The 12,861-nt window shown below is 58.9% G+C and carries 15 protein-coding genes; 10 read left to right on the forward strand and 5 right to left on the reverse strand.

Annotation, left to right across the window (positions count from 1 at the left end; genetic code table 11):
- The first annotated feature begins 5 nt into the window (after positions 1 to 5).
- From BLU71_RS26860 to BLU71_RS26870, 3 genes are read left to right on the forward strand one after another with little or no spacing between them, the layout of a single operon-like run.
- On the forward strand, positions 6 to 1,187 hold the full coding sequence (locus BLU71_RS26860; protein WP_065615838.1) for an amino acid ABC transporter permease: 1,182 nt from the start codon (positions 6 to 8) through the stop codon (positions 1,185 to 1,187).
- 10 nt (positions 1,188 to 1,197) lie between these two features.
- Positions 1,198 to 2,292 carry an amino acid ABC transporter permease gene (locus tag BLU71_RS26865; RefSeq protein ID WP_083354266.1) on the forward strand — a complete coding sequence of 365 codons (1,095 nt, stop codon included), beginning with the start codon at positions 1,198 to 1,200 and terminating at the stop codon, positions 2,290 to 2,292.
- Positions 2,293 to 2,305: 13 nt separating this feature from the next.
- A complete protein-coding gene (locus BLU71_RS26870) occupies positions 2,306 to 3,070 on the forward strand; it encodes an amino acid ABC transporter ATP-binding protein (protein WP_016771581.1) in 765 nt (254 codons plus the stop codon).
- A gap of 56 nt (positions 3,071 to 3,126) precedes the next feature.
- Here the strand turns inward: BLU71_RS26870 and BLU71_RS26875 are convergent, their stop codons facing one another.
- Complete coding sequence (locus tag BLU71_RS26875; RefSeq protein ID WP_042607720.1) at positions 3,127 to 3,615, reverse strand: type II toxin-antitoxin system MqsA family antitoxin; 489 nt, start codon at positions 3,613 to 3,615, stop codon at positions 3,127 to 3,129.
- Positions 3,612 to 3,923 carry a type II toxin-antitoxin system MqsR family toxin gene (locus BLU71_RS26880; protein WP_083354267.1) on the reverse strand — a complete coding sequence of 104 codons (312 nt, stop codon included), beginning with the start codon at positions 3,921 to 3,923 and terminating at the stop codon, positions 3,612 to 3,614. Before BLU71_RS26880 ends, BLU71_RS26875 begins: the two co-directional genes overlap by 4 nt.
- A gap of 166 nt (positions 3,924 to 4,089) precedes the next feature.
- On the opposite strand from BLU71_RS26880, the gene BLU71_RS26885 reads away from it, so the two are divergent.
- The 5 genes from BLU71_RS26885 (at position 4,090) to BLU71_RS26905 (ending at position 8,062) form a co-directional block, all read left to right on the forward strand.
- Positions 4,090 to 4,749 carry a FadR/GntR family transcriptional regulator gene (locus BLU71_RS26885; RefSeq protein ID WP_042607722.1) on the forward strand — a complete coding sequence of 220 codons (660 nt, stop codon included), beginning with the start codon at positions 4,090 to 4,092 and terminating at the stop codon, positions 4,747 to 4,749.
- Positions 4,739 to 6,043, forward strand: a complete 1,305-nt coding sequence (locus BLU71_RS26890) for a CynX/NimT family MFS transporter (protein ID WP_083354268.1) — start codon at positions 4,739 to 4,741, stop codon at positions 6,041 to 6,043. Before BLU71_RS26885 ends, BLU71_RS26890 begins: the two co-directional genes overlap by 11 nt.
- 185 nt (positions 6,044 to 6,228) lie before the next feature.
- Positions 6,229 to 6,699 (forward strand): nuclear transport factor 2 family protein, encoded by a 471-nt coding sequence (locus tag BLU71_RS26895; RefSeq protein WP_042607724.1) that lies wholly within the window; start codon positions 6,229 to 6,231, stop codon positions 6,697 to 6,699.
- Positions 6,700 to 6,739: 40 nt separating this feature from the next.
- Positions 6,740 to 7,042, forward strand: coding sequence for a GIY-YIG nuclease family protein (locus tag BLU71_RS26900; RefSeq protein WP_064364404.1), 303 nt, complete (start codon positions 6,740 to 6,742; stop codon positions 7,040 to 7,042).
- An 84-nt stretch (positions 7,043 to 7,126) separates the two neighbouring features.
- Positions 7,127 to 8,062: a glutathione S-transferase family protein gene (locus tag BLU71_RS26905; RefSeq protein ID WP_083354269.1), complete on the forward strand. Its 936-nt coding sequence runs from the start codon at positions 7,127 to 7,129 to the stop codon at positions 8,060 to 8,062.
- A gap of 148 nt (positions 8,063 to 8,210) precedes the next feature.
- Here BLU71_RS26905 and BLU71_RS26910 read toward each other — a convergent pair whose 3' ends face one another.
- Both BLU71_RS26910 and yejK read right to left on the reverse strand, forming a co-directional pair.
- Positions 8,211 to 8,561 carry a glutaredoxin family protein gene (locus BLU71_RS26910; RefSeq protein ID WP_083354270.1) on the reverse strand — a complete coding sequence of 117 codons (351 nt, stop codon included), beginning with the start codon at positions 8,559 to 8,561 and terminating at the stop codon, positions 8,211 to 8,213.
- Positions 8,561 to 9,565 carry a nucleoid-associated protein YejK gene (gene yejK / locus BLU71_RS26915; RefSeq protein WP_039759184.1) on the reverse strand — a complete coding sequence of 335 codons (1,005 nt, stop codon included), beginning with the start codon at positions 9,563 to 9,565 and terminating at the stop codon, positions 8,561 to 8,563. Before yejK ends, BLU71_RS26910 begins: the two co-directional genes overlap by 1 nt.
- 395 nt (positions 9,566 to 9,960) lie before the next feature.
- On the opposite strand from yejK, the gene BLU71_RS26920 reads away from it, so the two are divergent.
- A complete protein-coding gene (locus BLU71_RS26920; protein WP_003221909.1) occupies positions 9,961 to 10,242 on the forward strand; it encodes an HU family DNA-binding protein in 282 nt (93 codons plus the stop codon).
- A 195-nt stretch (positions 10,243 to 10,437) separates the two neighbouring features.
- Here BLU71_RS26920 and rlmF read toward each other — a convergent pair whose 3' ends face one another.
- A complete protein-coding gene (rlmF, locus tag BLU71_RS26925) occupies positions 10,438 to 11,457 on the reverse strand; it encodes a 23S rRNA (adenine(1618)-N(6))-methyltransferase RlmF (protein ID WP_064364401.1) in 1,020 nt (339 codons plus the stop codon).
- 393 nt (positions 11,458 to 11,850) lie between these two features.
- Here rlmF and BLU71_RS26930 point away from each other — a divergent pair, with 393 nt between their 5' ends.
- Positions 11,851 to 12,822: an IS110 family transposase gene (locus BLU71_RS26930; protein WP_083353292.1), complete on the forward strand. Its 972-nt coding sequence runs from the start codon at positions 11,851 to 11,853 to the stop codon at positions 12,820 to 12,822.
- Positions 12,823 to 12,861: the final 39 nt, after the last annotated feature.

Genomic DNA, 12,861 nt, shown 5'->3' on the forward strand with positions numbered 1-12,861 from the left:
ACTTCATGCAAAATTCTATCGGCGCACCAAAGCAGAGGCTCAGCCTCAGCGATCCACGAGTGCGTGCGTGGCTATTCCAGATCATCACGGTTGTGGCGGTGGTCTCGCTTGGCTGGTACCTGTTCGACAATACGCAAACCAACCTTCAGCACCGGGGCATCACTTCCGGTTTCAGCTTTCTGGAGCGCAGTGCCGGGTTCGGCATCGCTCAACACCTGATCGACTACACCGAAGCGGACAGCTACGCGCGGGTGTTTGTCATCGGCCTGCTCAACACCCTGTTGGTGACCTTTATCGGCGTGATTCTGGCGACGATTCTCGGTTTCATCGTCGGCGTGGCGCGGCTGTCGCAGAACTGGATCATCGCCAAACTGGCGACGGTATATGTGGAAGTGTTCCGCAACATTCCGCCACTGCTGCAGATCCTGTTCTGGTACTTCGCGGTATTCCTGACCATGCCGGGGCCGCGCAACAGCCATAACTTCGGCGACACCTTCTTCGTCAGCAGCCGTGGCCTGAACATGCCGGCCGCACTCGCAGCTGACGGTTTCTGGGCGTTCGTGGGCAGCATCGTGCTGGCGATCGTCGGCATCGTGCTGATGTGCCGCTGGGCCAACAAGCGCTTCGAAGAAACCGGTGTGCCGTTCCACAAGTTCTGGACCGGCCTGGCAATTGTGCTGGTGATCCCGACCTTGTGCGCGCTGATCTTCGGCGCTCCGCTGCACTGGGAAATGCCCGAGCTCAAGGGCTTCAACTTTGTCGGCGGCTGGGTGCTGATCCCGGAACTGCTGGCCTTGACCCTGGCGCTCACCGTGTACACCGCGGCCTTCATCGCTGAAATCGTGCGTTCCGGGATCAAGTCGGTCAGCCATGGCCAGACCGAAGCGGCGCGTTCGCTTGGCCTGCGCAACGGCCCGACCCTGCGCAAAGTGATCATCCCGCAAGCTTTGCGCGTGATCATTCCGCCGCTGACCAGCCAATACCTCAACCTGGCGAAAAACTCCTCGCTGGCCGCCGGTATCGGTTACCCGGAAATGGTTTCGCTGTTCGCTGGCACCGTGCTCAACCAGACCGGGCAGGCCATCGAAGTGATTGCCATCACCATGAGCGTGTACCTGGCGATCAGTATCAGCATTTCCCTGCTGATGAACTGGTACAACAAGCGCATTGCGCTGATCGAGCGGTAAGGAAAAGCGCATGAGTACTCATACTTTCAAACCCGACATGCCTCCACCCAACAGCAGCATCGGCGTGGTGGCGTGGATGCGCGCGAACATGTTCTCCAGCTGGCTCAACACCCTGCTGACGCTGTTTGCGTTCTACCTGATTTATCTCGTGGTACCTCCGATCCTCAGTTGGGCGATCGTCGATGCCAACTGGGTTGGCACCACCCGCGCCGACTGCACCAAGGAGGGCGCCTGCTGGGTGTTCATCCAGCAGCGGTTCGGCCAGTTCATGTACGGTTATTACCCGACCGAACTGCGCTGGCGCGTCGACCTGACCGTGTGGCTGGCGGTCATCGGCGCAGCACCCCTGTTCATCTCGCGGATGCCGCGTAAAGCGGTCTATGGCCTGAGCTTTCTGGTGATGTACCCGATCATCGCCTTCACCTTGTTGCACGGCGGTTTCGGTCTGACCACCGTGCCGACCAGCCAGTGGGGCGGGCTGATGCTGACCCTGGTGATCGCCACCGTCGGCATTGCCGGCGCTTTGCCGCTGGGCATCGTACTGGCGCTGGGGCGGCGTTCGAACATGCCGGCGATTCGAGTGGTCTGCGTGACCTTCATCGAATTCTGGCGCGGCGTGCCGTTGATCACGGTGCTGTTCATGTCCTCGGTGATGCTGCCGCTGTTCCTGCCCGAAGGCATGAACTTCGACAAACTGCTACGGGCGCTGATCGGGGTGATCCTGTTCCAGTCGGCCTACGTCGCCGAAGTGGTGCGCGGCGGTCTGCAAGCGATTCCCAAAGGGCAGTACGAAGCGGCTGCGGCGATGGGCCTCGGTTACTGGCGTTCGATGGGCCTGGTGATTTTGCCGCAGGCCTTGAAGCTGGTGATTCCGGGCATCGTCAACACGTTCATTGCGCTGTTCAAGGACACCAGCCTGGTGATCATCATTGGCCTGTTCGACCTGCTCAACAGCGTCAAGCAAGCCGCCGCCGACCCGAAATGGCTGGGCATGGCCACCGAAGGCTACGTGTTCGCCGCCCTGGTGTTCTGGATTTTCTGTTTTGGTATGTCGCGCTATTCCATGCATCTGGAACGCAAGCTCGACACTGGCCACAAGCGTTAGGAGTTCTCTGTAAATGAGCGAAGCAATCAAAAAGCCTGTGGGTCCGGAAGGCATCATCCAGATGCAGGGCGTGAACAAGTGGTACGGCCAGTTTCACGTACTCAAAGACATCAACCTCAACGTCAAACAGGGCGAACGCATCGTGCTGTGCGGCCCGTCGGGTTCCGGTAAATCCACGACGATTCGTTGCCTGAATCGTCTGGAAGAACACCAGCAGGGCCGCATCGTCGTCGATGGCGTGGAACTGACCAACGACCTCAAGCAGATCGAAGCGATCCGCCGCGAAGTCGGCATGGTGTTTCAGCACTTCAACCTGTTCCCGCACCTGACCATTTTGCAGAACTGCACCCTGGCGCCGATGTGGGTGCGCAAGATGCCCAAGCGCAAGGCCGAGGAAATCGCCATGCATTACCTGGAACGCGTACGCATCCCGGAACAGGCGCACAAATACCCGGGGCAACTGTCCGGCGGTCAGCAGCAGCGTGTGGCGATCGCCCGCGCCTTGTGCATGAAGCCGAAAATCATGCTGTTCGACGAACCGACTTCAGCACTCGATCCGGAAATGGTGAAAGAGGTTCTCGACACCATGATCGGCCTGGCCGAAGACGGCATGACCATGCTCTGCGTGACCCACGAAATGGGCTTCGCCCGCACCGTGGCGAACCGCGTGATTTTCATGGACAAGGGCGAGATCGTCGAGCAGGCAGCGCCGAATGACTTCTTCGATAATCCGCAGAATGATCGGACGAAGTTGTTCTTGAGTCAGATTTTGCATTGATGGCGGATGTATAAAACCAACCCGGCGATGTGCCGGGTTTGTTTTTTCTGAACAGTTCAGGACACGGAGAGGGATTCGTGTTCTTTGTGGACGATGTGCTCGAAACCTCTCAAGTCGGCACCTTCGCCGAGAGTCTTTACATCGGTTAGCAAGTACGGATAACGATCCAATAAACGCATCAACAGTATGAGAGCTTTGGGCGGCAATACATCGCCGCGCTCATAGCGGGAAAATGCGTTATGCCCACCCCCAGACAGCAGTTGTACCGTCTCTTTTTGCGTCAGGTGCAATTTGCGACGGATACGCTTCATCTCGTCACCAATCATTTGCCTCGCAGCGATAACCAACTCATCACCTGCTTTGCAATACCGCTGCGCACTATCGGTGTCGGGGTCCCATTCGATCTCACCGCACTTCTGGCATTCCCATCCAGAAAGATTATCGACACGACGCTCCATGTCTTTGACTCTCAGGGTTTCGCCGCGCCCCTGAAAATGCCTCATTCCCTCACGCGCCCCGCAGCTGACACATTGCTGGGTTTTCATGGGTTTTTCTCCTTAAAGGAGATCACCGGTGGGCTGCCGCCGGGGCGGTATGTCACCTTGATGTAAATCTCCTGATCTCGCGAATTGATGTGATACACGTCTTGCCAGATTCGATGATCGTCATAGGCAGTCATCGATTTGTACAACATCCTGGTTTGTAGCTCGAAAACAATCTCCTGCATTTCGCTGACGTTGAAGCCGAGCTTCTCAGCTGACCTTACTGAAGTTTTGGTGAAAGCATTTTGACCCAGTCGCCTCACTTCAGACTTGATCACCGCCAAGTCGTAATGGGGTGTGTTCTTTTCCATAAGAAGCCAAAACCCTGTCCCTGAAATTACCCTTAAAGGGTAATTTTGACCAATCGAAAATGCCGCTCCATGTGTCTCCGATTGACCCTAGGTGGTTGCCGTCCTACATGGGTCTGACTAACATGTCGGAAAATTCATCCTATGATTGGATGAAAAGGCGAGGCTCATGTCCGAAATTTCCCCTTTGATCAAGCGGTCCCTGGTCGATCAGGCTCTGGACCAACTACGTCAGCGCATCAACAGTGGTGTCTGGCAGGTCGGCGAGCGTCTGCCCACCGAGCCTGAGCTATGCGCCGAGCTGGGCATCAGCCGCAACACGGTGCGCGAAGCGATGCGCGTTCTGGCGTTCTCCGGACTGATCGAAATTCGTCAGGGCGACGGCAGTTATCTGCGTGCAGTGGTCGACCCGCTGGATACGCTGAAGGCGTTGTCCCGCTGTTCCCTGGAGCAGGCCCGGGAAACCCGGCACATCCTTGAAGTCGAGGCCATCGGCCTGGCGGCGTTGCGCCGTACCGATGAGGATCTGGCCGCACTGCGCGAAGCGCTCGGCACCAGCGGCAGCCATTACCACGGCGATCTCGACACCTACATCGCCTGCGATCTGGTGTTCCATCGACGTCTGGTCGACGCCGCGCATAACCCGACTCTCAGCGAGCTGTATCGCTATTTCTCCAGCATCGTCGGCGCGCAATTGCGCCAGACCCTGAATATCTCCCCGCGCCGCCAGGAAGTGTTCGACCTGCATATCGACCTGCTCGATGCGGTCGAGCAACGCGACCCGGAACGGGCCAAAGCCTTGTCGAGGCAGTTGATCAATGAACCTTGAAACCGAGAAAGCCATGTCCCGCACTGAGTTATCCACAGCGTCGAAACGCACCACCGAGCTGGAAGAGCTGCTGATTGATGCCGAAGCCGATGACGAGCAGGTGCAGCAAAGCCACCCGTTGGTAAAACGTCCGTGGCTGTTGCTGCTCGGACTGATTCTGGTGGCATTGAACCTGCGCCCGGCGCTGTCGAGCATGGCGCCGTTGCTCAGCGAGGTCTCCAGAAGTCTCGGGCTGTCCGCGGCGCAGGCGGGATTGCTGACTACGTTGCCGGTGCTGTGCCTGGGCCTGTTCGCGCCGCTGGCGCCGATTCTGGCGCGACGTTTCGGCGCTGAACGGGTGGTGTTGGGCATTCTGCTGACGCTGGCCGGCGGGATTATCCTGCGCAGCAACTTCGGTGAGATCGGCCTGTTCGCCGGCAGTGTGCTCGGCGGCGCCAGCATCGGCATCGTCGGCGTGCTGCTGCCCGGCATCGTCAAGCGCGACTTCGCCAGACACGCCGGCACCATGACCGGTGTCTACACCATGGCCCTGTGTCTGGGCGCGGCAATGGCGGCGGGTTCGACCGTGCCACTGAGTGAACATTTCGGTAACAGCTGGGCGATGGGCCTGGGTTTCTGGGTGATTCCAGCCTTGGTGGCGGCGGTGTTCTGGTTGCCTCAGGTCGGCTCGAAGCACGGCGCGCACAACGTCGCCTATCGCGTGCGCGGGTTGCTGCGTGATCCGCTGGCCTGGCAGGTGACCTTGTACATGGGCCTGCAGTCATCGCTGGCCTACATCGTGTTTGGCTGGTTGCCGTCGATCCTCATCGGACGCGGGCTGACACCGACCCAGGCAGGATTGGTGCTGTCCGGTTCGGTGATCATTCAACTGGCCAGTTCGCTGGCCGCGCCGTGGCTGGCGACTCGTGGCAAGGATCAGCGTCTGGCGATCGTAGTGGTCATGGCGCTGACGCTGGCGGGCCTGTTCGGCTGCCTGTACGCACCGATCGAAGGCCTGTGGGGCTGGGCGATTCTGCTCGGACTGGGGCAGGGCGGGACGTTCAGTCTGGCGTTGACGCTGATCGTGCTGCGTTCGCGCGATTCCCATGTCGCGGCGAACCTGTCGAGCATGTCCCAGGGTTTCGGTTACACGCTGGCGTCGATGGGGCCGTTCGCCGTGGGCGTGGTGCATGACTGGACCGGCGGCTGGAATGCCCTGGGCTGGATTTTCGGCGTTATTGGCGTGGGTGCGATCATTGCCGGACTGGGCGCCGGACGGGCGCTGTATGTGCAGGTGCAAAGCGAAAAGATCTGACGCTATTGAAACTGTAGGAGTGAGCCTGCTCGCGATGGCGGTGCTTCAGTCAGCACAATGTCGACTGCAAGGGCGCTATCGCGAGCAGGCTCGCTCCGACAAGGGTTTTGCGTATTGCCGATAGTGTTTCTGGGCGCGGCGGATTATGGTGCTGGCAATCTGTACCTATTTCTTTGGAGATTGCCTTGAGCGAAGCCCATAGCGCCCTGATCACCCGCTTCTACCAGGCCTTTCAGCGCCTCGACGCCGAAGCCATGGCCGCCTGCTACACCGACGATGTCGTGTTCAGCGATCCGGCCTTTGGCGAGCTGCACGGGCGCGATGCCGGCGACATGTGGCGCATGCTCACCACCCGCGCCAAAGACTTCTCGCTGACCTTCGACAACGTCCGCGCCGACGAGCGTACCGGTGGCGCGCATTGGGTCGCGACCTACCTGTTCAGCCAGACCGGCAACATCGTTATCAACGATATCCACGCGCGTTTCGTCTTCCGCGACGGCAAGATCTGCGAGCACCACGACCGCTTCGATCTGTGGCGCTGGTCGCGTCAGGCACTGGGTTTCAAAGGCCTGCTGCTGGGCTGGACGCCGCTGGTGCGCAACGCCGTACGCGCGCAAGCGTTGAAGGGACTGAAGGCATTTCAGGCCGGGCGCTGATAAGATCGCCGCCTGTTTTCCTACACGTTCAGATCCCGAAGTGACCAGCCTTAGCGAAAAAACCGTCGATGTTGCCGAACCCGTGAGCAAATCCTGGTTCGTCTACCTCGTGCGTGCCGCCAATGGCTCGTTGTATTGCGGAATCAGCGACGACCCGGTGCGCCGTTTCGCCAAGCATCAAAGCGGTAAAGGCGCGCGGTTCTTCCTCTCCAGTCCGGCCATGGCGCTGGTTTATACCGAGCTGTGCCGCGACAAGAGCGATGCGTTGCGCCAGGAACGCTTGATCAAGAAACTCAGGAAGAGCGCCAAGGAGTGCCTGGTGGCGTCTTATCAATCTGACTGATTGGTTCCCATCAGGCAGATCTGTAGGCTGCTAAGCAAATGCGCGCTAAGCTGCTGGCTCACTATCTGAGCGGCGGAGCCGAGCATGTCCGAGTTGATTCTGCATCATTACCCGACCTCCCCCTTTGCCGAGAAGGCCCGCCTCCTGCTGGGGTTCAAAGGCTTGTCGTGGCGCTCGGTGCATATCTCGCCGGTGATGCCGAAACCGGATCTGACCGCTCTGACCGGTGGCTACCGCAAGACCCCGGTGCTGCAGATTGGCGCAGACATTTATTGCGACACTGCACTGATTGCTCGTCGCCTGGAACAGGAAAAAGCCCTGCCGGCGTTTTTCCCCGAAGGCCAGGAAATGACCAGCGCCAGTTTTGCCGCGTGGGCCGATTCGGTGGTGTTTCAACACGCGGTGAGCCTGGTGTTCCAGCCGGAATCGGTGGCCGTGCGTTTCGGCAAATTGCCGCCGGAAGCGATCAAGGCGTTCCTCGCCGACCGCGCCGGTTTGTTCAGCGGCGGCAGCGCCACGCGTCTGTCCGCCGAGCAGGCCAAGCATCAGTGGCCGACGATCATGGCGCGGCTCGAGCAGCAGTTGCAGCGCGAGCAGGGGGACTTCCTGTTTGGCGAACCATCGATTGCTGACTTCGCCCTGGCGCATCCGCTGTGGTTCCTCAAGGCGACCCACGTGACGGCGCCGCTGGTGGATGACTATCCGGCGGTTGCGGCGTGGCTGGGTCGGGTGCTGGGGTTCGGCCATGGTGCGGCAAGCGAGATGAGCTCTGCAGAGGCGCTGGAGGTGGCGCGTAACGCGACGCCGGCGGCATTGCCGGATGAGCAGTTCGTTGATCCGAACGGGTTCAAGCCCGGGCAGCAGGTGGCGATTGCCGCTATCGATTACGGCGTCGATCCGGTGGCAGGCGAATTGCTGTTTGCCGGCAGCGAGGAGTTGATCATCCGTCGAGAAGACGAACGTGGCGGCGTGGTGCATGTGCACTTTCCGCGTTTTGGTTTCCGTATCGAAGCCAAATAACGGATCACACGCAACACTCTGTGGCGAGGGAGCTTGCTCCCGCTGGGCTGCGAAGCGGCCCCTGCTTTTCAGCGCGATAGCAGGTTTGCAGGTTTTGCGACTGCTGCGCAGTCGAGCGGGAGCAAGCTCCCTCGCCACAGGTTATGTGTTATTTCAGGGCGGCGAGAATTTCTTCCGGATCAAACCCGCGGATCAACGTACCGTTCACATCGATCAGCGGAATCCCGCGTCCGCCCAATGCCTCGTACGCCTTGCGCGCTTGGGCATCCTTCTCGATATCAAACTCCTTGAAAGGTATGCCCTTGCTGTCGAGAAAGCGTTTGGTCTGCTTGCAGTAGCCGCACCAGTCGGTGGCGTAGAGCACGACATTGGCTTGCGCGCGCGTCTGCTCCGAGACCATTTGCGAGGGATTGAACACCCGCTCGATCTTGCCCCAGTTCTGGTAGACCACGACTACCAGCAGCACCAGGGCAACTTTCTTCAACACATTGCCGAGCATCAGTTACGCCGCTTCAACTGGTCGGTCAGCGAAGTCGGCAGGCCTTTGATGATCAGCGTGCCGTTCTCTTCGTCGTATTCGATCTTCGAGCCCAGCAGATGCGCTTCGAAGCTGATCGACAGGCCTTCGGCGCGGCCGGTGAAGCGGCGGAACTGGTTGAGGGTGCGCTTGTCTGCCGGAATCTCTGGTGACAGGCCGTAGTCCTTGTTGCGGATGTGATCGTAAAAGGCTTTCGGGCGCTCCTCGTCGATCAGCTCCGACAGTTCTTCAAGGCCCATCGGTTCGCCGAGCTTGGCCTGGCTGCTGGCGTAGTCGACCAGGGTCTTGGTTTTCTCGCGGGCGGAGTCTTCCGGTAGGTCCTCGCTTTCGACGAAGTCACTGAAGGCCTTGAGCAAAGTACGCGTTTCGCCGGGGCCGTCGACGCCTTCCTGACAGCCGATGAAGTCGCGGAAGTATTCCGAGACTTTCTTGCCGTTCTTGCCTTTGATGAACGAGATGTATTGCTTGGACTGCTTGTTGTTCTGCCACTCGGAGACGTTGATCCGCGCGGCGAGATGCAGTTGGCCAAGGTCAAGATGGCGCGACGGCGTAACGTCCAGCTCATCGGTCACCGCGACGCCTTCGCTGTGGTGCAGCAGGGCGATCGCCAGGTAGTCGGTCATGCCTTGCTGATAGTGGGCAAAGAGCACATGGCCGCCCACCGACAGGTTGGATTCTTCCATCAGCTTCTGCAGGTGCTCGACCGCCACTTTACTGAATGCGGTGAAGTCACGGCCGCCTTCCATGTACTCCTTCAGCCAGCCGCTGAAGGGGAACGCGCCGGACTCCGGATGGAACAGGCCCCAGGCTTTGCCCTGTTTGGCGTTGTAGCTCTCATTGAGGTCGGCGAGCATGTTTTCGATGGCTGCGGACTCCGCCAGTTCAGAGTCACGGGCGTGCAGAACTGCGGGCGTGCCGTCGGGTTTTTTGTCGATCAGGTGGACGATGCAATGACGGATCGGCATGGGCTTCTCGGCTGTTGGAAGGGAGGAGGGCAGGCTCCCCCGAAAAAGCGCTCAGTGTACCGCAACCACTGGTTTTGGCGCGGGTTGCACGGCAAAACCGGGGCGCGCGCCCGGCCTTATGCGGTTTTTTACCGATTTAGCGCAATAAAGCTGACCAAATGGGTAGCTAGAGGCGGATATTTCCTTGTCGCTGTGCTAGTTTTGCGCGGTCTTACGCGAAGTCACTGCGTTAAGCGTGCATTCAGCATTTGTCAGGTCGAACCAAACCCTGATTTCGGCATCTATAACCCGACTCGTCGTGGTTATCGCCGAGGGTGCCAGATCCAGAAGATCGGGCTCGATGGCTGACACTGCACTCTGCAATCCATATGAATTTGATAGGGAAGGAACACTACATGGCTCTTACTAAAGACCAACTGATCGCCGACATCGCTGAAGCTATCGACGCGCCGAAAACCACCGCGCGTAACGCTCTGGACCAACTGGGCCAAATCGTTGCCGATCAGCTGGAAAACGGCGGCGAAATCACCTTGCCAGGTATCGGCAAGCTGAAAGTGACCGAGCGTCCTGCCCGCACTGGCCGTAACCCTTCGACTGGCGCTGCCATCGAAATCCCTGCCAAGAAAGTGATCAAGCTGGTTGTGGCCAAAGGCCTGACCGACGCTGTGAACAAGTAAGACGCAGCGATAAAAAAACCGTGCTTCGGAGAGATCCGGGGCACGGTTTTTTTGTGTCTGCAATTCGGTGGGTATGTCACTGAAGCATTGTGGGAGCGAGCCTGCTCGCGAATGCGGTGGTTCAGTCACCTTGGATGTCGACTGATAGACCGCTTTCGCGAGCAGGCTCGCTCCCACAAGGTAATCCGCAGTGTGTTAGCGCACCCAGCGCTCGCGCCGCCAGATCTGCTGCTCGGACTTGGTCTGGAAGGTCCAGGCCACGAAGCGGCTCTGCTTCTGTCCCTGGGACATCTCCACGACCTGGCTTTCCAGCACGCCGGCCTTTTTCAGCGCGGTTTCGATGGCTGGCAGGTTCGAAGCTTTTGACACCAGCGTGCTGAACCACAGCACTTTGTGCTGGAAGTTCGCGCTCTCGGCGATCAATTGCGTCACAAAACGTGCTTCTCCGCCTTCACACCACAGTTCCGCCGACTGGCCGCCGAAGTTCAGCACCGGCAACTTGCGTTTCGGATCGGCCTTGCCCAGGGCGCGCCATTTGCGCTCGCTGCCCTTGGTCGCTTCTTCCATCGAAGCGTGGAAGGGCGGGTTGCACATGGTCAGGTCAAAGCGCTCGCCCGGCTCCAGCAAGCCGATCAGGATGTGCTTGCGGTTTTCCTGCTGGCGCAGCTGGATCACCTTGCTCAGGTCGTTGGATTGCACGATGGCTCGAGCCGCCGCCACGGCCGTCGGATCGATCTCCGAGCCGAGGAAGTGCCAGCGGTATTCGCTGTTGCCAATCAGCGGATACACGCAGTTGGCGCCCATGCCGATGTCCAGCACATTGACGATTGCGCCGCGCGGGACCTTGCCGTCGTTCATGCTCGCCAGCAGGTCGGCGAGAAAGTGCACGTAATCGGCACGCCCCGGCACCGGTGGGCAGAGGTAGTCCGCCGGAATGTCCCAATGCTGGATGCCATAAAACGACTTGAGCAGCGCCCGGTTGAACACGCGTACCGCGTCGGGGCTGGCGAAGTCGATGCTTTCCTTGCCGTACGGGTTGGTGATCACGTACTTGGCCAACTCGGGCGTGGTCTTGATCAGCGCCGGGAAGTCGTAACGACCCTGATGGCGATTGCGCGGATGCAGGCTGGCCTTCTCACGCGGCTCTACGGTCTTGGCCGGGGTCGCGGAGTCAGGCTTCTTGCGCGCAGGTTTGGGTGTGCGGGGGGCGGTCATGGGCGTGGTCGATTCGGGTATGGCTGAAAGTGGCGGGTATTGTCCCACATTGATGCGCCATACGCCGAACCCATGTAGGAGCTGCCGAAGGCTGCGATCTTTTGATGTTGATTTTTAGAAGCAAATCAAAAGATCGCAGCCTTCGGCAGCTCCTTGTATCTCGACTAACGCTCCGCCAGGAGCGATAGTTCTCGACTGATCATCGAGGGAGGGACTTGGAAGCCGCGCAGCTCCTTAGGCTTTTTGCCTGTGACGTAGATCGTGCTCCAGCCCTCCACACTCACTCGTACAGTTCGCACGGTATCTTGGGCCCGCCTCCGGCGAGAGCCCGCATTCGCAAGGTTGGACAGAGTGAAGTGATGATCGCAACAGGGAACAAGTGGAGAAACGATCATGTCTGGTTTCGTTGGCGTCGACATCGCAAAGAACACCTTTGATATCGCTACACACCTGCCCAATGGCAAGCACAAAACCAAGGCCAAGCTGGCCAACGACCCAAAGGGCTTTAAAGAGTTTGAGGCGTGGCTAGAAAAAAACGCCGAGCGTTCGGCCCTGATCGTGATGGAAGCCACGAGCGTCTACCACTTGGAGCTCGCGGAGTTCGTTTACAACAAAGGCTTCCGGGTCTGCGTCGTGAACCCGGCTACGACCAAAGCGTACGCTGACAGCGAACTGCGCCGCATCAAGACTGATAAAAGTGATGCCAAACTGATCGCTGACTTTGCCCGGGAAAAGGATCAAAAACTTCACCCATGGGCGCCTGAGCCGCTGAAATACCGCCAGTTGAAAGCAATGGTGCGCCGCCTGGATGACCTTCAGGAAATGGAACAAATGGAGCTTAATCGTCTGGACGTTTCCGACGAAAAGGTCAAAGACTCGATCAACTCTGTTCTGCGCCATATCGAAAAAGAGATCGTGGAAACGCATAAGGCGATCAAAAAACACATCGATGACGACCCGGATATGCGTCAGATGCGGAATCTGATCGTAACCATCGACGGCATCGGACAAAAAACGCTTGAACGATTGCTGGCCGAACTGGGTGACTTGCGCAAATACAGTGACCCTCGCCAACTGGTCGCTGCTGCGGGGCTCAATCCAAAGCTGCAGGAATCAGGAAAGCTCAAAGGTCATACCCTGATCTCAAGAGTAGGGTCAGCACGGCTGCGTGCAGGCCTCTACATGCCTGGCATGGTGGCGCTGAAACACAATAAGGCGATCAAGGCGATGAAAGAACGCCTGGAAGCCAACGGCAAGGCTCCCAAGCAGATCATCTGCGCAGCAATGCGCAAGCTGCTGCACTTCGTTTACGGAGTGCTCAAGTCAGGACTGCCATATGACCCGAAACTTGCGCTTGCCCGGTAAGGCTCAAGACGGTATCTACAGGGAAATGTGGGAAACAAA

It is taken from the genome of Pseudomonas moraviensis, from assembly GCF_900105805.1.
Lineage (GTDB): Bacteria > Pseudomonadota > Gammaproteobacteria > Pseudomonadales > Pseudomonadaceae > Aquipseudomonas > Aquipseudomonas moraviensis_A.

Coding starts and splice junctions, on each gene's coding strand:
- BLU71_RS26860 (WP_065615838.1), top strand. CDS start 6: ATGCAAAATTCTATCGGCGCACCAAAGCAGAGGCTCAGCCTCAGCGAT.
- BLU71_RS26865 (WP_083354266.1), top strand. CDS start 1,198: ATGAGTACTCATACTTTCAAACCCGACATGCCTCCACCCAACAGCAGC.
- yejK (WP_039759184.1), bottom strand. CDS start 9,565: ATGCCGATCCGTCATTGCATCGTCCACCTGATCGACAAAAAACCCGAC.
- BLU71_RS26890 (WP_083354268.1), top strand. CDS start 4,739: ATGAACCTTGAAACCGAGAAAGCCATGTCCCGCACTGAGTTATCCACA.
- BLU71_RS26880 (WP_083354267.1), bottom strand. CDS start 3,923: ATGGAAAAGAACACACCCCATTACGACTTGGCGGTGATCAAGTCTGAA.
- BLU71_RS26905 (WP_083354269.1), top strand. CDS start 7,127: ATGTCCGAGTTGATTCTGCATCATTACCCGACCTCCCCCTTTGCCGAG.
- rlmF (WP_064364401.1), bottom strand. CDS start 11,457: ATGACCGCCCCCCGCACACCCAAACCTGCGCGCAAGAAGCCTGACTCC.
- BLU71_RS26875 (WP_042607720.1), bottom strand. CDS start 3,615: ATGAAAACCCAGCAATGTGTCAGCTGCGGGGCGCGTGAGGGAATGAGG.
- BLU71_RS26885 (WP_042607722.1), top strand. CDS start 4,090: ATGTCCGAAATTTCCCCTTTGATCAAGCGGTCCCTGGTCGATCAGGCT.
- BLU71_RS26910 (WP_083354270.1), bottom strand. CDS start 8,561: ATGCTCGGCAATGTGTTGAAGAAAGTTGCCCTGGTGCTGCTGGTAGTC.
- BLU71_RS26920 (WP_003221909.1), top strand. CDS start 9,961: ATGGCTCTTACTAAAGACCAACTGATCGCCGACATCGCTGAAGCTATC.
- BLU71_RS26930 (WP_083353292.1), top strand. CDS start 11,851: ATGTCTGGTTTCGTTGGCGTCGACATCGCAAAGAACACCTTTGATATC.
- BLU71_RS26870 (WP_016771581.1), top strand. CDS start 2,306: ATGAGCGAAGCAATCAAAAAGCCTGTGGGTCCGGAAGGCATCATCCAG.